Annotated in this window: 20 protein-coding genes and 1 pseudogene; 13 read left to right on the forward strand and 8 right to left on the reverse strand. The window is 65.7% G+C overall.

Features of this window, described 5'->3' with window-relative positions:
• A pseudogene (locus CVM52_RS16835) lies at positions 1-808 on the reverse strand (urea ABC transporter permease subunit UrtB); the annotation flags it as partial.
• A 56-nt stretch (positions 809-864) separates the two neighbouring features.
• Complete coding sequence (gene urtA, locus CVM52_RS16840; protein WP_100163632.1) at positions 865-2148, reverse strand: urea ABC transporter substrate-binding protein; 1284 nt, start codon at positions 2146-2148, stop codon at positions 865-867.
• A 432-nt stretch (positions 2149-2580) separates the two neighbouring features.
• Between urtA and CVM52_RS16845 the strand changes: the two genes are divergently transcribed.
• From CVM52_RS16845 to ureG, 10 genes are all read left to right on the forward strand, one after another.
• Complete coding sequence (locus CVM52_RS16845; RefSeq protein ID WP_503128396.1) at positions 2581-3399, forward strand: urease accessory protein UreD; 819 nt, start codon at positions 2581-2583, stop codon at positions 3397-3399.
• Between the two features lies 1 nt (position 3400).
• Positions 3401-3703, forward strand: a complete 303-nt coding sequence (locus CVM52_RS16850) for an urease subunit gamma (RefSeq protein WP_100163633.1) — start codon at positions 3401-3403, stop codon at positions 3701-3703.
• 40 nt (positions 3704-3743) lie between these two features.
• Positions 3744-3902, forward strand: coding sequence for a peptidase M23 (locus CVM52_RS16855; RefSeq protein ID WP_100163634.1), 159 nt, complete (start codon positions 3744-3746; stop codon positions 3900-3902).
• Positions 3899-4204: an urease subunit beta gene (locus CVM52_RS16860; RefSeq protein WP_100163635.1), complete on the forward strand. Its 306-nt coding sequence runs from the start codon at positions 3899-3901 to the stop codon at positions 4202-4204. Before CVM52_RS16855 ends, CVM52_RS16860 begins: the two co-directional genes overlap by 4 nt.
• Before the next feature lie 129 nt (positions 4205-4333).
• A complete protein-coding gene (locus CVM52_RS16865; protein WP_240620988.1) occupies positions 4334-4708 on the forward strand; it encodes an antibiotic ABC transporter in 375 nt (124 codons plus the stop codon).
• A 15-nt stretch (positions 4709-4723) separates the two neighbouring features.
• The gene (gene ureC, locus CVM52_RS16870; RefSeq protein WP_100163636.1) at positions 4724-6433 is read left to right on the forward strand and encodes an urease subunit alpha; all 1710 of its coding nucleotides are present in this window, start codon (positions 4724-4726) and stop codon (positions 6431-6433) included.
• A 132-nt stretch (positions 6434-6565) separates the two neighbouring features.
• Complete coding sequence (locus CVM52_RS16875; RefSeq protein WP_100163637.1) at positions 6566-6787, forward strand: hypothetical protein; 222 nt, start codon at positions 6566-6568, stop codon at positions 6785-6787.
• 132 nt (positions 6788-6919) lie between these two features.
• A complete protein-coding gene (locus CVM52_RS16880; RefSeq protein ID WP_100163648.1) occupies positions 6920-7372 on the forward strand; it encodes an urease accessory protein UreE in 453 nt (150 codons plus the stop codon).
• Complete coding sequence (locus tag CVM52_RS16885; RefSeq protein ID WP_205964978.1) at positions 7362-8018, forward strand: urease accessory protein UreF; 657 nt, start codon at positions 7362-7364, stop codon at positions 8016-8018. Before CVM52_RS16880 ends, CVM52_RS16885 begins: the two co-directional genes overlap by 11 nt.
• Complete coding sequence (gene ureG, locus CVM52_RS16890; RefSeq protein WP_100163638.1) at positions 8015-8626, forward strand: urease accessory protein UreG; 612 nt, start codon at positions 8015-8017, stop codon at positions 8624-8626. The genes CVM52_RS16885 and ureG overlap by 4 nt, the downstream gene beginning before the upstream one ends.
• A gap of 83 nt (positions 8627-8709) precedes the next feature.
• Here the strand turns inward: ureG and CVM52_RS16895 are convergent, their stop codons facing one another.
• The 3 genes from CVM52_RS16895 to CVM52_RS16905 are packed head-to-tail and all read right to left on the reverse strand — an operon-like array spanning position 8710 to position 11034.
• Positions 8710-9141 carry a response regulator gene (locus CVM52_RS16895; protein WP_100163639.1) on the reverse strand — a complete coding sequence of 144 codons (432 nt, stop codon included), beginning with the start codon at positions 9139-9141 and terminating at the stop codon, positions 8710-8712.
• On the reverse strand, positions 9141-10316 hold the full coding sequence (locus tag CVM52_RS16900; RefSeq protein ID WP_100163640.1) for a sensor histidine kinase: 1176 nt from the start codon (positions 10314-10316) through the stop codon (positions 9141-9143). The genes CVM52_RS16895 and CVM52_RS16900 overlap by 1 nt, the downstream gene beginning before the upstream one ends.
• A gap of 19 nt (positions 10317-10335) precedes the next feature.
• Entirely contained in the window at positions 10336-11034 is a 699-nt protein-coding gene (locus CVM52_RS16905) for a response regulator (RefSeq protein ID WP_100163641.1), read from the reverse strand.
• A 158-nt stretch (positions 11035-11192) separates the two neighbouring features.
• Between CVM52_RS16905 and CVM52_RS16910 the strand changes: the two genes are divergently transcribed.
• Together CVM52_RS16910 and CVM52_RS16915 are read left to right on the forward strand one after the other, a co-directional pair.
• The gene (locus tag CVM52_RS16910; protein ID WP_100163642.1) at positions 11193-11942 is read left to right on the forward strand and encodes a sensor histidine kinase; all 750 of its coding nucleotides are present in this window, start codon (positions 11193-11195) and stop codon (positions 11940-11942) included.
• A gap of 143 nt (positions 11943-12085) precedes the next feature.
• The gene (locus CVM52_RS16915; RefSeq protein WP_172721022.1) at positions 12086-12739 is read left to right on the forward strand and encodes a response regulator; all 654 of its coding nucleotides are present in this window, start codon (positions 12086-12088) and stop codon (positions 12737-12739) included.
• Positions 12740-13187: 448 nt separating this feature from the next.
• Here the strand turns inward: CVM52_RS16915 and CVM52_RS16920 are convergent, their stop codons facing one another.
• The 3 genes from CVM52_RS16920 to CVM52_RS16930 form a co-directional block, all read right to left on the reverse strand.
• Positions 13188-14747 (reverse strand): trimethylamine methyltransferase family protein, encoded by a 1560-nt coding sequence (locus tag CVM52_RS16920; protein WP_100163643.1) that lies wholly within the window; start codon positions 14745-14747, stop codon positions 13188-13190.
• Positions 14748-14876: 129 nt separating this feature from the next.
• A complete protein-coding gene (locus CVM52_RS16925) occupies positions 14877-15566 on the reverse strand; it encodes an HAD family hydrolase (RefSeq protein WP_100163644.1) in 690 nt (229 codons plus the stop codon).
• Between the two features lie 4 nt (positions 15567-15570).
• Complete coding sequence (locus tag CVM52_RS16930) at positions 15571-15855, reverse strand: DUF3572 domain-containing protein (protein WP_100163645.1); 285 nt, start codon at positions 15853-15855, stop codon at positions 15571-15573.
• Positions 15856-15946: 91 nt separating this feature from the next.
• Between CVM52_RS16930 and CVM52_RS16935 the strand changes: the two genes are divergently transcribed.
• Positions 15947-16381, forward strand: a 435-nt coding sequence (locus CVM52_RS16935) for a response regulator (protein ID WP_133119874.1), incomplete at its 3' end; no start/stop codon positions are given.

Consider the following 16381-nt stretch of genomic DNA (forward strand, 5'->3'; position numbering starts at 1 on the left):
CCAGCAGCGCGGCGCGGCTGACCCGCGGCGGGGCGAGATCGGCCTCGACCAGCATGGCATAGGCGTCTTCGCGCGGCAGCGCCTCGCTGCCGGGCTGCAATTCGCGCGCGACGTTTTCCGAGGCCGGGATCGCGCCCGCGACCACCTTGCGCCGGGTCTGCACCAGCGGGTTCAGGGTGGCGCGCACGTCCAGCGCGATATCGCCGGAAATATCGTTGATCGCGTCCAGCCGCGCCGCCTCGTCCTCGCCGAAGGAAATTGTCAGCAGGCGCTCCAGCTTTTCCTTGCTGGCCCGGATCTCCGGGTCGGCCTCGTCCTCGATCGAGGCGCGCAGCGGTGCCAGATGCGAAGCATCGGCGCTGCGCTGGATGGTGACCAGCGCATCGCGCCGGATCGCCGGGTCGGGATCGGACAGCTGGAACTGCACCAGCGCGGCGGCCATCAGGCCGCGGATCCCGCTATTGGGCCGAAGCTGATTGAAATCGTCTTCGGGAAAGTCGCCCAGCGCCTCGCCGCTGTCGAAATCGTGGATGCGCAGCGTGTCGCGGTCGACCTCCTCGGCCCAGAAAAACAGGCCGTCGGCGTTGCGCTGCCACATCTCGCGGTTCTGCCATTTTTCCAGCACGGTCTGCGCCGCCGGCAGGTCGCTGTTGGCCAGCGCGTCGATGGCCGGGCCGATGGTACGGCGCGAACTGTCTTCGATGATCTCGCGATGCGTCTGCAGCAGCGCCTGTATCGGCGCATCCTGCGCCATCAGCGCTTGCGAAAAGGTAAGGAATGCGGTCAGGACCGCGAGAAACCGCCACATATAGGTCTGCCCCTGCAAGGGAGAGGGGGCCGCGGCCCCCTCTCGCCGGATTTAGATCAGTAGTTGGACTGAAGCTGCACGCAGGTTTGGGTTTCGGTATTGTACATGCCGCATTCCAGATCGATCCAGTCGGCTTCCAGCACAGCGGATTCCGGCAGGTAATCGGTCCAGGCGTCGCCCGGCACCGGCTCGGTCTGCGAGATGATGTCGAACTGGCCGTCTGCCATGATCTCGCCGATCAGCACCGGCTTGGTCAGGTGGTGGTTCGGCAGCATCTCGGCGGTTCCGCCGGTCAGGTTCGGCACGGTCTGGCCGACCACTGCCTCGATCACCGGGTCGACATCGGTGGTGCCGGCCTGCTCGACCGCCTGCACCCACATGTTGAAGCCGATATAGGTGGCTTCCATCGGGTCGTTGGTCACGCGGCTGTCATCGCCGATAAAGGCTTTCCACGTTTCGATGAAGGCGTCGTTCTCATCGCTTTCGGCGGACTGGAAATAGTTCCAGGCGGCCAGGTGGCCGACCAGGTCCGACGTATCGAGACCCGACAGTTCCTCTTCCCCGACCGAGAAGGCGACAACCGGGATGTCGTCGGCCGAGATGCCGGCTGCGGCAAGTTCCTTGTAAAAGCCGATGTTGGCATCGCCGTTGATGGTGGAAATCACGCCGACCTTTTTGCCGTCGGCGCCCAGCGCCACGACGTCAGAGACGATTTTCGACCAGTCGGAATGGCCAAACGGGGTGTAGTTGACAAAGATGTCGTCGGCCGCGATGCCCTGTTCCTGCAGATAGCTTTCCAGGATGTTGTTCGTGGTGCGGGGATAGACATAGTCGGTGCCCAGCAGCGCGAATTTCTCGACGCCCAGTTCTTCGAGGAAATAGTCGACCGCCGGAATCGCCTGCTGGTTGGGCGCGGCGCCGGTGTAGAACACGTTTTTCGAGCTTTCCTCGCCCTCGTATTGGACGGGATAGAACAGCAGGCCGTTCAGTTCCTCGATCACCGGCAGAACCGATTTCCGCGACACCGAGGTCCAGCAGCCGAACATCACGTCGACGCCTTCCACGGTCAGCAATTCGCGGGCCTTTTCAGCGAACAGCGGCCAGTCCGATGCCGGGTCGACCACCACCGCTTCGAGCTGCTTGCCCAGCACGCCACCCTTCTTGTTCTGCTCTTCGATGAGCATCAGCACGGTGTCTTTCAGCGTGGTCTCGGAAATTGCCATGGTCCCGGACAGCGAATGCAGCACGCCCACCTTGATGGTGTCGTCCTGCGCCAGAGCCGGCAGCGCACTCATCCCCAGGGCCAGGGTCCCGGCCACAGCAGATTTGATCAATTTCATTAACTTCCTCCTTGCGGAATTCCGGAGGCACGGCCTTGTCCTGAACAAGGCAGCGCAGCCATCCTATCCCCCGCAGCGTTTTTGTTGCACCCGCGCGGCACCCCGTCCGAACACGCGTTCAGCCGGGCGTCACGCACCTTTCATATTTCTCCGCGAGATTGACGCGGTGTCAGGCAGGACAAGCAATGCGACCACATCCCGTTGCGGCAACCGAGATGACTGGTTTTTGCGCTCGACCGAGCGGAAACGCCCAATTGTTGGGCGATAGCGCTTCGTTTGCCTATTTATTGGGCGGCGCACGCGGTGATCCGGCGGAATTCACCGATTCTCACGTGCGTTTCGCGCTTCTTGACGGCATGCCTCTTCTTTAAGCAAAAGCTTTAAGCAAAACGCTCATCGGGGGAGAGCATCATCACTGTCACGACGCCTCTGATCCCGGCCGAAACCGTCCAAAGGCAGCCCCGGGCCAAGGGCCAGGCCCGCGTGTCCGCCCGGCTGGCGGAGACGCGCACGGTGCTGAGCGGGCTGTACCAATCGGGCGCGTCCAAGATCCTGCTGCCACGCACATCCGAGTCGGCGTTGACCGCGGTTCTGCTGAACACCGCGGGCGGCGTGACCGGCGGCGACCGGTTCACCCTGAGCGCGCGGGCCGAGGCCGGGAGCCACCTGACGCTGACCACCCAGGCGGCCGAGCGCATCTATCGCGCGCAGCCCGGCGAGGTTGGCAAAGTCACGACCCAGCTGGTGGCCGAGCCGGGCGCAAGCCTGCACTGGCTGCCGCAGGAAACCATTCTGTTCGACAATTGCGCGCTGCGCCGCCGGCTGCAGGCCGAGCTGGCGCCCGATGCCTCCCTGCTGCTGGTCGAGCCGGTGGTGTTCGGCCGGATGGCGATGGGCGAAGCGGTGACCCACGGCCTGTTCCGCGACCGGATCGAGATCCGCCGCGACGGGCAGCTGGTCTTTGCCGATGCCACCCGGATGGAGGGCGCAATCTCTGAGCAGCTTGACCTGCCGGCGGTGGCGGCGGGCCACCGCGCCATGGCCAGCCTGGTCTATGTCGGCGCCGATGCCGAACGCCATCTTGACCCGCTGCGCCAGATACTGCCTGAATGCGGCGGCGCCAGCCTGATCCGGCCCGGCGTTTTGTTCGCCCGGCTCTTGGCCCCTGACAGTTACCTGCTGCGCCGCAGCCTGATCCCGATGATCGACGCAATCCGGCGTGCGCCCCTCCCCAAAACATGGACGCTCTGACATGCAATTGACCCCCAGAGAAAAAGACAAGCTGCTGGTCGCGATGGCCGCCGTGGTGGCCCGCAAGCGGCTGGAACGCGGCGTCAAGCTGAACCATCCCGAGGCGATCGCGCTGATCACCGACGCGGTGGTCGAAGGTGCCCGCGACGGGCGCAGCGTCGCCGATTTGATGGAAGCGGGGGCACAGGTGATCACCCGCGGCCAATGCATGGAAGGCGTGCCCGAGATGATCCACGACGTCCAGGTCGAAGCCACCTTTCCCGACGGCACCAAGCTGGTGACCGTGCACAATCCGATCCGATAACCTCGGATTCCCCCCACCTCAGCTCAACAAGGAGATATCCATGAACCGTATGCTCGCCCCCGCGCTTGCCCTGACCGCCAGCCCCGCCCTGGCCCATTCCGGCACCCACCTGCATCCGCATGGCGCGGACAACGCCCTGATGATCGCGCTGGCGCTGGGCCTGGTCGCGGTGGTGGCCCTGATCATGGTGCGCAAGTGATCCCTGGCGAGCTGTTTGCGGCGCCGGGCGAAATCACCCTGAACGAAGGGCGCGCGGCAATCACCCTGCAGGTCGCCAATACCGGCGACCGCCCGGTGCAGGTGGGCTCGCATTATCATTTCGGCGAGGCCAATGCGGCGCTGGACTTCGACCGCGCCGCGGCCCGCGGGATGCGGCTCGACATCGCGGCGGGTACGGCGGTGCGGTTCGAACCAGGTCAGCGGCGCGACGTGCAGCTGATTCCAATCAGCGGAGACCGTCGCATCTTCGGCTTCAACCAGCAGGTGATGGGCGATCTCTGAACCCTCGACGGGTCCCGACTGACCCCGAGAATGTCCCGCCAACAGAATAATCGCCACGCACGGCCCGGCAGGATCGGCCAGGCCAGCAGATATGCGGCCGCGCGACCCGCACCCACAAGGGGTTTTGGTATGAGTACAGTTCAGCAACGGTACAAAGACATGTTCATGAAACCGCCCAAGTTCAGCGAGGCGCTGCAGCCGCAATATGACCTGATCCAAGGCTGGAGCGACATGATCACCATGTGGTCGGAAGCGCAGACCGTGATCACCCTGCGCATGCTGGGCATGGCGGGGCTGTGGTCGGTCGCGAAATCGGAGAACCAGCGCATGCTGGCCGAAAAGCTGCCCGCCATCACCGAGGCGATGATCGCCGCCAGCCTGGCCGGATTACAGGGTCAGACGCCCGGCCAGATCGCGCAGGCGACGCTGCGCCCGATCCGCCGCCGCACCCGCCAGAATTCCCGCCGGCTGACCCGACGCGGCCCGCGTATTCCAGGACATTAGACTCGAGGACCGACCATGCCCGCCACCATTTCCCGTTCCGATTATGCCGCGATGTTCGGCCCCACCACCGGCGACAAGCTGCGCCTGGCCGATACCGACCTGGTCATCGAGGTCGAACGCGACCTGACCACCTACGGGGAAGAGGTGAAATTCGGCGGCGGCAAGGTGATCCGCGACGGTATGGGGCAATCGCAGGTCACCCGCGCCGAGGGCGCGGTGGACACGGTGATCACCAATGCGCTGATTGTCGACCATACCGGCATCTACAAGGCCGATGTGGGCCTGAAGGACGGCCGCATCGCCAAGATCGGCAAGGCCGGCAACCCCGACACCCAGCCCGGCGTCGACATCATCATCGGCCCCGGCACCGAAGCGATTGCCGGCGAGGGCAAGATCCTGACGGCCGGCGGCTTTGACAGCCATATCCACTTTATCTGCCCGCAGCAGATCGACGATGCCCTCTATTCCGGCGTCACCACGCTGCTGGGCGGCGGCACCGGCCCGGCGCATGGCACCCTGGCCACCACCTGCACCCCCGGCCCCTGGCATATCGGGCGGATGCTGCAAAGTTTCGATGCCTTCCCGATCAATATCGGCCTGTCGGGCAAGGGCAACGCGTCGCTGCCCGCGGCGCTGGAGGAAATGGTGCTGGGCGGGGCCTGCGCGCTGAAGCTGCACGAGGATTGGGGCACCACGCCCGGCGCCATCGATTGCTGCCTGTCGGTGGCCGACGCGCTGGACGTGCAGGTGATGATCCACACCGACACGCTGAACGAATCCGGCTTTGTCGAGAACACGGTGAAGGCGATGAAGGGCCGCACCATCCATGCCTTCCACACCGAGGGCGCCGGCGGCGGCCACGCGCCCGACATCATCCGCATCTGCGGCGAGTCGTTCGTGCTGCCCTCGTCCACCAACCCGACCCGGCCCTTCACCAAGAACACGCTGGAAGAACATCTGGACATGCTGATGGTCTGCCATCACCTGGACAAGTCGATCCCCGAGGATGTCGCCTTTGCCGAAAGCCGCATCCGGCGCGAGACCATCGCCGCCGAAGATATCCTGCACGATATGGGCGCGTTTTCGATCATCGCCAGCGACAGCCAGGCGATGGGCCGCATCGGCGAGGTGCTGATCCGCACCTGGCAGACCGCCGACAAGATGAAGAAACAGCGCGGGCGGCTGGCCGAGGAAAGCGGCGACAACGACAATTTCCGCGTCCGCCGCTATATCGCGAAATATACCATCAACCCGTCCATCGCGCATGGCCTCGCGCATGAGATCGGTTCGATCGAGGAAGGCAAACGCGCCGACCTGGTGCTGTGGAACCCGGCCTTTTTCGGGGTGAAGCCGGAAATGGTGCTGATGTCGGGCACCATCGTCTGCGCCCAGATGGGCGACCCCAATGCCTCGATCCCGACACCGCAGCCGGTCTATACCCGGCCGATGTTCGGCGCCTATGGCCGATCACGCGAACAGTCTTCGGTGACCTTCGTGTCAGCGGCGGCCCAGGATGCCGGCATCGGCAAGACGCTGGGACTGGCGAAAGAGACCGTCGCGGTGCGCAACACCCGCAATATCGGCAAGAAGGATCTGGCCCTGAATGACGCGCTGCCAGAGATCGAGGTGAACCCGGAAACCTACGAGGTGCGCGCCGATGGCGAGCTGCTGACCTGCGAACCGGCCGAGGTTCTGCCGATGGCGCAACGGTATTTCCTGTTTTGAAACAAACGACACCCCCCGAATTGCTGCAGGTGCATAACAAGAATGCTGCAATTGCATTGGTGCTTTGCCCCGCGTTCCCCTATCTAGGGTGGCAGGGGAGGAAACCTAGAACGTGCAAACACGAGGTTTCCAATGACCGCACTTGCAACTGCAAAACCGAATACAGGCATTCGCACCACTTTCGAACGCATCTGGACCGCGCTGGCCCAAGGGTTCGCCGCCTATGTCGAGGCCCGCAGCCGGACCGCACAAATCGAACGGCTGAACGCCAAGTCGGACGCCGAACTGGCCAAGCTGGGCATCAAGCGCGACGAAATTCCGCGCTATGTGTTCCGCGACCTGTTTTACTGCTAAGCCGCGCCTCTGCGCCGCCGCAGTTTGGCCCCTCTGGGGCTGATATCTTCCTGGCAACGCCCCGTCCGGGGCGTTGCCCGGCCCCCTCTACGGGGCTAATCATCGGGACCGAACCAAATGGCGGGGCCCGATATGCCTGACCTTCCCGTTGCGCAGACCCTGCACCGCAAGGGCCACTGGACCGGCAGCCCGCTGCGCTGCCGCCTGACCTATGACGACCGTTTCCTGCGGCGCAAGGTGCTCTCCACCCTCGACGACCTGCGCTTTCTCGTCGATCTCGACCATACCGAATCGCTCGACCACGGCGATGCGCTGGAGCTGACCGACGGGCGGCTGATCGAGGTGATCGCTGCCGAGGAGCAGTTGACCGAGATCACCGGGCCTGACCTGGTGCGCCTGGCTTGGCATGTCGGCAACCGCCACACCCCCTGCCAGATCGAAGCCGGGCGGCTGCTGATTCAGCGCAATCATGTGATGGCCGACATGCTGACCCGGCTGGGGGCCACCCTGCGCGACGTGGTCGAACCCTTCACCCCCGAAGGTGGCGCCTATGGCCACGGGCGGACCCATTCCCATGACCACTGAGCTGCCCGCACCCAGCTTGCTGACCCTGGCGCAATGGTTCTCACCCGCCTTTCCCATTGGCGCCTTCAGCTTCAGCCACGGGCTGGAAGCCATGGTGCAAAGTGGCGCGGTGACCGAGGCCGCGACCTTTCGCGGCTGGATCGACACCGTGCTGCATCACGGGGCCGGGCGCAGCGACCTGATCCTGATGGCCGCCGCCTTTCGCGCCGACAGCGCGGCGGCCCTGCAGGAGGTCGATGCCGAGGCACAGGCGCTGGCCGCCTCGGCCGAGCGGCTGACCGAAACGGAAGAACAGGGCCGGTCCTTTGTCCGCACGATCAACCAGGTCTGGGACACCGATCTGCCGCCGCTGTGTTATCCGGTTGCCATCGGTGCCGCGGCCCGCGCCTGCGACTTGCCCCTGGCGCCAGTGGCGCAGATGTATCTGCACGCGCTGGTCTCCAACCTGACCTCGGCGGCGATCCGGCTGGTGCCCCTGGGCCAGACCGAGGGGCAGGCGATCATCCGCGCGCTGGCGCCGCTGTGCGAGACGCTCAGTCACAGCGCCCTGGAGCAGCCGCTAGACGCCATCGGCAACTGCGCCTTCCTGGCCGATATCGCGTCGATGCAACATGAAACCCAATATTCGAGGATGTTCCGCTCATGACTTCGGCAAATGGCCCGCTGCGCATCGGCATCGGCGGCCCGGTGGGCGCCGGCAAAACCACGCTGACCGCCGCGCTGTGCGGCGCGATGCGCGATGAATTTTCGCTGGGAGTGATCACCAACGACATTTACACGCAGGAGGATGCCGAGGCGCTGCTGCGCCTGCAGGTGTTGCCCGGCGACCGGATCATCGGGGTGGAAACCGGCGGCTGCCCGCATACCGCGATCCGCGAGGATGCCTCGATCAACCTGGCGGCGGTGTCGCGGATGCGCGAACGGCACCCGGATCTGGACGTGGTGATCATCGAATCCGGCGGCGACAACCTGTCGGCCACCTTTTCCCCGGAACTGGCGGATCTGACGATTTACGTGATCGACGTGGCGGCGGGCGAAGAGATCCCCCGCAAGGGCGGCCCGGCAATCACCAAATCCGATATCCTGGTGATCAACAAGACCGACCTGGCACCGTTTGTCGGCGCCTCGCTGGAGGTGATGGACCGCGATAGCCGCAAGATGCGCGGCGCGCGGCCCTACCACTTTGCGGCGCTGCGCAGTCGTGAAGGGCTGGACGAGATTGTCGCCCAGATCCGGGCAATGGGCGGGCTGTGACAAGGGGCGATTTTCCGCAGGGGGCCTGAGCGGCGCCGGGGAGTCCCGGCGCAGGGCCGGGACAGGGATGCGCCGCCGCCAGGTCAGGCGGCTTTGCCGGTGACGTGGCTGCGGTAGAGGTCGAAGACCTGTTCGACGCCGGCGGCATCGATTGGTTTCTCGATATAGCCGTTGACCAGCGGCAGCGCCTTGGCGCGCTGCTTGTCATTGGGATTGCTGGACGAGGTGAACATCATCACCACGACGCTGGGCGGTGCGCGCCCCTCGTCCTGGCGGCGCTGCAACTCCTCGACGGTTTCAAAACCGTTGCGCCCCGGCATGTTGATGTCGATCAGGATCAGCACCGGTGCGCTGTCGAATTCAATCGGCGGGATCCGGTCGCAATAATCGATCAGAAAGGCATCGCCCGATCTGGCCTCCAGCACCTCGTCAAAGCCGCCGTGCCGGGCCAGCCGACGCTTGACGGTATAGCGGTCGACCTGTTCGTCATCGATCACGATCACCGGGATGGCCATCACGTTGTCTCCTGCGCCAGCGGCAGCGAAAAGGTGAACTCGGTCCCGGCGCCCTCGCGGCTTTCGGCCGAGATCCGGCCACCCAGCCGTTCGATCTGTTTGCGCACCAGCGACAGGCCCATGCCATCGCCGCTGCGGTCGTCGAGCCGTTCGAACATGTTGAAGACCCGCGGCAAATGTTCTTTGGCGATGCCCAGGCCATTATCCGCCACGCTGATCCACAGGGTGCCGCCCTTGCGCGTGCTGGCGATGCGGATGCGATGCCGGCTTTTGACCGCATCGGCATAGCGGATGGCATTGGACAGCAAATTGTCCATGATCATGTTGAAGGTGGGGCGCTCGGTCCGCACCGGGTCGCCGTGATGCAGGTCGAGCGTCAGTTCCGGCGGCGCGGTCATCGCCGAGGTCAGGTCGCGCCAGATCGCGGCGATTTCGGCGCCGATCGGGAAGGCCTCGGCCGGGATGAACTGGCGCCCGGCCCGCGCGATGGCCAGCACGTTTTCGACCTTGGCCGCGCTGCGGCGGCTGATCTCCAGCGCGCGGTGCAGATTGTGGCGCACCTCGCCGGCATCAGCGCCATCCAGATCCTCGATGCAGATGCTGAGCAGACCGGTGATCGAGGAGAGCGGCGCCTTCAGGTCGTGGCTGGCGCTGTTGGCAAAGCTGGACAGTTCGGTGTTCAGCGCCTCCAGCTCACGATTTTTCTGCTCGCGCTCGACCTCCATCGCCTTGCGTTCGGAAATGTCCAGCGCGGCGACCAGCACGTGCGTGACTCCGTTGATCTGTACCGGGTCGAGCCCGAGTTCCAGCGGGATGGTCCGGCCCGTGCGGCTGACCCCGTTCAGGTCGCGCCGGCGGCCGATCACCTGCTTGACCGGTTGCCGGAGGTAGGCCGTGCGCAGGCCGGGATGGCGGCTGCGCAGTTCTTCCGGCACCAGACATTCGACCGGGGCGCCGCTCAGGGTGCCGGGGGCGTAGTCGAACAGTGCCTCCAGTGGCGCATTGGCCATCAGGATCCGACCCGTTGGATCGACCAGCAGCAGCGGCATCGGGCAGACCTTGAGTGCGGTGTCCAGCTCGCGCATCGTATGGCCGGAATCGGAATGTCGGCGCGCCTGTTGCCGGCGGTCGGCACCGCCGTGATCGAATCCGTTGCGCTGCTGTTGATCTGTCATCGATCTCTCCGCCGCGGGGTTAATGCCGGAACTCCCGGCTGCCGGAAACCGTGCGGGGATCGAGCAGGACCGTCCAGAGCTGGATACATTGCCGCTCGATCCGCTCCAGATCCTCGGGCAGGTTGGCGCCGGGATCGGGCAACGCGGCTTTCAACATCCGCATGTCGCGGATCAGCCGCGCCAGCTTGGGTTGCAGCGCATGGGTGTATTTGGCCATGATCTCGGCCGTCAGGCGCTCGATCTCGGCCTGGCTCAGAAATGTCCCGCGCGCCGCCATCGCGGGCTCGATCACGCCAACGATGCTGTTGCGCAGGGTTTCCACCGTCAGCCGGTCCTTGGCGATGTAATCCGCACAGCCCGATTTCAGCGATTTCACCGCCACTTCGGAGGTGTCGTCGCCGGTGACCATGATGGTGGGGCAGTCGCGGTTCAGAACGTGCTGGCGGATCATCCGCACCGCGTCGACGCCATCGCCGGCCGGCAGGTTGTAATCGACGAGGATCACGTCGAACTTGTCCTGGTCCAACACCGGCCCCAAGGCCTCGATCGAGGCAACCTCGTCCAATATTATTCCCAGCCGGGTGTCATGGCTGAGCCGGCGGATGCGGCGCCGGTCGAACACGCTGTCATCCAGCACCAGCATCTTCACACCCGGCGCCGTCCGATGCAGATTGAACGCCAGTTTTTCCAGATCATCCACGGCCTGCTGCATATCCATCCCGCATCCCTTGCCTTGCACCTCGCGGCAAGCTGATCATCACACGAAGGCGTTACCCGCTGGTAAACGCCATTCCGCGGCGCGGTTGCCGCGCGTTCAGGATTTCTTAGGATCTTGGCCGCTAGGCTGGCCGCCATGTCACGGTTGCGAGGTGGTGAATGGATCCGCAGAAGAGCGAAGCCGCAGCTGCGGGCGGCGGCCTGTTTCCGGCTGAAACCGCATCCCGCGAGTTCGAGGATTTTATCTATCTGGTCAGCCACGATGTGCGCAATTCCGTGCGCGCCCTGCTGGAACTGCCGCAATGGATCGAGGAGGATCTGCTGACCGGCGGCAATCCGGTCTCGGGGTCGCTGGCGGAAAACATCGCCCTGATGAACACCCATACCCGGCGGCTGGACCGAATGCTGATCGATCTGCTGATCTATTCGCGGATCGGCCGGTTGCAGCAGGACAAGACGGTGGAATGGCAGATGGTGATCGACGCGATCCTGGGCCAGCTGCGCATTCCGCCGGGCTTTCGGATCCTGCGCGACATCCGCGCGCCCTCGATCCGCATGGGCGAGACCGACGTGATCACGCTGCTATCCTCGCTGGTGTCGAATTCGGTCAAGCATCATGACCGCGACCGCGGCACCATCCGGATCGCCACCCGCAACGAGGGCCCCTGGCAGGTGCTGTCGGTGGCCGATGACGGGCCGGGTATCCCGCGCGAATACCGTGACCGGGTCTTCGGCGTCATGACCACGCTGCGGCCCCGCGACGAGATCGAAGGCAGCGGCATGGGGCTGGCCAATGTGCGCAAGATCACCAGCCTGTATGGCGGCCGGATCGAATGGCCGGACCAGCCGGATCAGCGCGGCTGCCACCTGGTGTTGCGGTTTCCGCTGAACCGGCCGCCCCTGCATTGAGGCTTGGCCGGGCCGCGGGAAAAGATTGGCTCAAATCCCCGGCTCTTTTTGCTCGCCCCGCCGCGCCTGGCGGGGTTGCGTTAACCCGGCGGCAGAACCCGGACGGTATCCTGGGAACGGTTGGAGTTTCCGGGGGACAGAACATGGATTTCACGCGAACCGATGGCGGGCCTGCGGCCACGCCGATCCAGGCCTTGCTGCTGGATGACAGCGCCTTTGACCGGGCGCGCATCCGGCGGATGGCGCAATTTGCCGACCTGCCGGTGGTGATCGACGAGGCGCCGACCTTGACCTCGCTGGCCGAAAAGCTGGACACCAACACCTATGACCTGGTGCTGATCGATTATCGCCTCAGCGAGGGGGACGGGCTGGCGGCGCTGGACATCCTGCAGGCCGACAGCCGACATCGGGCTACCGCCAAGATCATGATTTCCGGCAATGACCGGATCGACATCGCGGTCACCGCGCTGAAGCGGGGCTGTGACGATTATATCAGCAAGCGGGACATCTCGCGCGCCCAGCTGGAACAGGTGTTTCGCCAGGTCATGGCCCGCGCCGCCCGGGGGTTTCCGACAGCTGCAGAGCTGGAAACCGCGGTGGAAGGCGCGCTGCTGCGGGCGCTGCAAACCGATGTGGTGCGCAGCAGCCTTGCCCGCGCGCTACGGCTGGCGGCGGACACCCCCGCCGCCAGCGACGAGCTGCGCCATTGGCTGCAACGTTTCGAAGACAGCGGCGCGTTCGAATTCCGCCAGACAGCGCCACACACGCAGCGCAGCGATCACACCGCGGTGGACTGAGGCGGGCGAAACGGGGGGCACCCGGGTCGCCCCGGCCCGAGCGCGCGGGCGATGCTGCAAGAGGTTATTGACCTGCCGGATGGCTTCCCTGCCCAGTTGCGCGCTGCGGCGATCCGCACCGCGGCCCCGTTCGCTCGGCGCACCGGGTTTGATCACCGCTGGCACGCAAGGGTCCGGCACCGCGCTGGCACCGGCGGGGCCGGGGCTTGGCCCGCCGCCCCATGCCGCGGCCTTAACAGGGCAGCCGGCGGAGCGGCGCCACCGGTCAGTCGCCGCAGCCACGCCGCCACGGTGAGTTCGGAGTAGAGGAATCATGCGATGGCAAGTTTGCCGCCCGGACACAGGATCCTGATCTGCACCACCACCGCCCCCACCGACGATATGGCGGCGGGGGAGCGGCAAATTCCAACAACGGACGGACCAAGAGTGATCGCTCTCCCTGCGAGCCTCAGAAATCGGTCGGCGCGCCACCCTCGGCCTTGCGGCGGTCGACAAAGGCGGTCAGTTCCTCGCGGATCGCCGGGTCCATCGCTGGCGGCTCGAAGCTGGCGATGATCTCCTTGAACATCCGATGCGCACGCTCCGGGGTCCAGACCGCGCCATCGGCCTGCCAGGCCTCGAAATTCTTCCAGTCGCTCAGGAACGGCTGGTAGAAGGCGGTGGTATAGCGGTCCTGGGTGTGCTGGATGCCGAAGAAATGGCCGGACTGGCCGACCTCGCGGATCGCTTCCAGCGCGATCTCGTCGGGGCCGGTGGCAAAGGTGGCCGGCTCCAGATAGCGCTGGATCTGCTGCAGCAGCTCGCAATCCATGATGAATTTCTCCGGGCTGGCGATCAGCCCGCCCTCCAGCCAGCCGGCGGCGTGATAGACCATATTGGTGCCCGATTGCACCGCCGCCCACAGGCTGTTCGAGGTCTCCCACATCGCCTGCCCGTCCGGCACATTGGCGGCGCAGACCCCGGAGGAGCGCAGCGGCAGGCCGTAGAACCGCGCCATCTGCCCGGTCATCTGCGTCGCCCGCATATATTCCGGGGTGCCGAAGGCGGGGGCGCCGGATTTCATATCGACATTCGAGGTGAAGGTGCCGATGGCGCAGGGGCAGCCGGGGCGCACATATTGGAACAGCGCGATGGCACAGAGCGCCTCGGCCAGCGACTGCGCCACCGCGCCGGCCATGGTCACCGGCGCCATCGCGCCCGCCAGGGTGAAGGGCGACACGATCACCGCCTGGCCGCGCCGGATCAGCCGCAGGCAGCCGTCGATCATCGGATGGTCGTGTTTCAGCGGCGAGGTCGAGTTGATGTTGGTATACATCCGCGGCGTCGCCTCGAATTCCTCGTGGCTGAGGCCGCCGGCGATGCGCACCATTTCCATCACGTCCTCGACCCGCTCGGGGCCCAGCGAATAGGCGTGCATCACCTTGTCGGTCAGGGTGAGCTTGTCGAACAGCACGTCGAGATGACGGATGCTGGCATGGAGGTCCACCGGCTCGACCGGGTAGCCACCGGCAAAATGGATGCAGTTGAAATATTGCGTCAGCTTCAGCAGGTTGGCGCATTGCTCGCGGGTGCCGGGCACCTTGCGGCCAATCTCCATGTCCCAGTAGTTGGGCGGCGACGAGACATTGCCGAACAGGATATAATTCTCGCCGATCACCAGCTTGCGGTCGGGATTGCGCGGGGTCAGCGTGAAGGAGGACGGCGCCTTGCCCACCATCTCCATCACGAAATCCCGGTCCATGCGCACCAGTTCGCCCTCGACCCGGCAGCCGGCCGCGCGGAAGATCTCCAGCGCCTCGGGGTTCAGGAAGGCAACGCCGATCTCTTCCAGGATGCGCATGGCGCCGTCATGCAGCGCGGCGATGCCCGCTTCGTCCAGCGGCTCGGTGGGCCGGTCCAGGTTGACCGGCAGCCGCCAGGGCATCTGTTCGATCACCGCATGGCCGCGCCGTGCCGCGTTTCCGGCCCGGCCGCCGCCGCGCCGCCGTTTTGCCAGTGCATCCGCCATATCGCTCTCCTGACCTGCTGTTTTCAGCAAGCCCCAGGGGCGCGGCGGCTGCCGTCCTGAATGCGACCGAATGTGTCGGATTCACCTGCCTGGCCCCGGATTCGGCGCCGCGGCGGGGGCGCCGCGGCCTCAGCCCGCCAGCCAGGCCGGCAGATGGCCGATATCGGGCAGCACCGCATCGGCATAGGGCGCCAGCACCGCCGCCTCGGCCAGCCCGGTCAGCACCGCCACCGTCTGCATCCCGGCGCTGCGCCCGGCGATCAGGTCATGGGTGCTGTCGCCCACCATGACGATGCGGTCGGGCGCCAGGCCGATACGCTCGGCAAAGGCCAGCAGCTGCCCCGGCTGCGGCTTGGCGCCATGGCCACTGTCGCAACCGGCGATGAAATCGAAATACCCCCGCACGCCGGCCGCCTCCAGATGCACCAGCGCCGGTGCTTCGGCATCATTGGTGGCCACGCCCAAGCGCAGGCCGAGATCGCGCAGGCGGCCCAGCAGCGGCAGCAGCGGCACCGCCTCGGCCTGGGGCGCGTTTTCGGCCTCTTCGTTCAGCATCCGCAGGATGTCGTCAAACCCGCGATCGGGGAAATGCGGCAGGAGCCGTTCGGTCACCTCGTCCGGGGTGCCGGCGATCACGATGCTGCCGGGCTCGAAGCGGCGCGCCTGCAGGTCAAAGCCGATGTGTTGGCCGATCCGCGCCGCGCGCGGACGGTCGCCGCCGGTGGCGCGCAGCAGGAAAGATTCGGCCCAGCCCTCCCAGGTGGCGCCGAAATCGAACAGCGTGCCGTCCTTGTCGAACAGGATTGCATCGACCCGCATCGGCCTAGGTCCAATGCGGTCCGGCGCCGCCGGGCAAGGCAGCGCGCGCCGGCGCCACCCGGTCATAGCCCAGCCCGACGCTGTCGCAGAAGGCGACGATCCAGGCATCGTCCATCAGCAGGAAGTCGAGCACCGAGCCCAGGAACACCGGATCGCTGGCCGAACCGCGCAGATCCTGCTCCGATGCGCCAGTTGCGCCCAGGAACACCGGCAACAGCTCGTCATTGGCGACAAGCCAGGCCAGCGCCTGCAGCGCCAGGGTTTCGGCGGCGTCGGTAGAGGGGGGCATCCGGGGTCCTTTCGCGGCGCTGGAAATACTTTGTTAACGTCTGTGGGCGAGACTTCCAGACAAATTTTAGCCGTTATCGAAAGGCATCGCCGTGAACGGAACGGTTCTGGTTCTGGACGCCATCGCCACCAGCCGGATCATGCTGAAGGTCCAGCTGTCGGCGGCCTATTATCAGGTGATCCAGTCCGAGGATATGGCCGGGCTGGTGCCGCTGGTGCGGCGCAGCCAGCCCGACCTGATCCTTTGCGCCATGACGCTGCCCGATGGCGGCGCGCTGGCGGCGCGCGCGGTGCTTGGAAATGCCCCCGATACCGCGCGGATCCCGATCATCGCCCTCGCGCCGCAGAATGACCGGGCGGCGCGGCTGATGGCGCTGCGTGCCGGGCTGGATGACGTGCTGAACCACCCGGTGGACGATGCGCTGTTGCAGGCGCGGATCCGCAGCCTGATCCGCAGCCGCGCGCCGACGGAAGATCTGCGCGACGGCCCCGACGCGATGGGCCTGTCGGAACCGGCGGCGGCCTTC

Source organism: Pseudooceanicola lipolyticus, assembly GCF_002786325.1.
GTDB lineage: Bacteria > Pseudomonadota > Alphaproteobacteria > Rhodobacterales > Rhodobacteraceae > Pseudooceanicola_C > Pseudooceanicola_C lipolyticus.

Excerpts from the sequence above, each read along its gene's own strand:
- urtA (WP_100163632.1), bottom strand. The coding sequence starts at position 2,148 with ATGAAATTGATCAAATCTGCTGTGGCCGGGACCCTGGCCCTGGGGATG.
- CVM52_RS16850 (WP_100163633.1), top strand. The coding sequence starts at position 3,401 with ATGCAATTGACCCCCAGAGAAAAAGACAAGCTGCTGGTCGCGATGGCC.
- CVM52_RS16855 (WP_100163634.1), top strand. The coding sequence starts at position 3,744 with ATGAACCGTATGCTCGCCCCCGCGCTTGCCCTGACCGCCAGCCCCGCC.
- CVM52_RS16865 (WP_240620988.1), top strand. The coding sequence starts at position 4,334 with ATGAGTACAGTTCAGCAACGGTACAAAGACATGTTCATGAAACCGCCC.
- ureC (WP_100163636.1), top strand. The coding sequence starts at position 4,724 with ATGCCCGCCACCATTTCCCGTTCCGATTATGCCGCGATGTTCGGCCCC.
- CVM52_RS16875 (WP_100163637.1), top strand. The coding sequence starts at position 6,566 with ATGACCGCACTTGCAACTGCAAAACCGAATACAGGCATTCGCACCACT.
- CVM52_RS16880 (WP_100163648.1), top strand. The coding sequence starts at position 6,920 with ATGCCTGACCTTCCCGTTGCGCAGACCCTGCACCGCAAGGGCCACTGG.
- CVM52_RS16885 (WP_205964978.1), top strand. The coding sequence starts at position 7,362 with ATGACCACTGAGCTGCCCGCACCCAGCTTGCTGACCCTGGCGCAATGG.
- ureG (WP_100163638.1), top strand. The coding sequence starts at position 8,015 with ATGACTTCGGCAAATGGCCCGCTGCGCATCGGCATCGGCGGCCCGGTG.
- CVM52_RS16895 (WP_100163639.1), bottom strand. The coding sequence starts at position 9,141 with ATGGCCATCCCGGTGATCGTGATCGATGACGAACAGGTCGACCGCTAT.
- CVM52_RS16900 (WP_100163640.1), bottom strand. The coding sequence starts at position 10,316 with ATGACAGATCAACAGCAGCGCAACGGATTCGATCACGGCGGTGCCGAC.
- CVM52_RS16905 (WP_100163641.1), bottom strand. The coding sequence starts at position 11,034 with ATGGATATGCAGCAGGCCGTGGATGATCTGGAAAAACTGGCGTTCAAT.
- CVM52_RS16910 (WP_100163642.1), top strand. The coding sequence starts at position 11,193 with ATGGATCCGCAGAAGAGCGAAGCCGCAGCTGCGGGCGGCGGCCTGTTT.
- CVM52_RS16915 (WP_172721022.1), top strand. The coding sequence starts at position 12,086 with ATGGATTTCACGCGAACCGATGGCGGGCCTGCGGCCACGCCGATCCAG.
- CVM52_RS16920 (WP_100163643.1), bottom strand. The coding sequence starts at position 14,747 with ATGGCGGATGCACTGGCAAAACGGCGGCGCGGCGGCGGCCGGGCCGGA.
- CVM52_RS16925 (WP_100163644.1), bottom strand. The coding sequence starts at position 15,566 with ATGCGGGTCGATGCAATCCTGTTCGACAAGGACGGCACGCTGTTCGAT.
- CVM52_RS16930 (WP_100163645.1), bottom strand. The coding sequence starts at position 15,855 with ATGCCCCCCTCTACCGACGCCGCCGAAACCCTGGCGCTGCAGGCGCTG.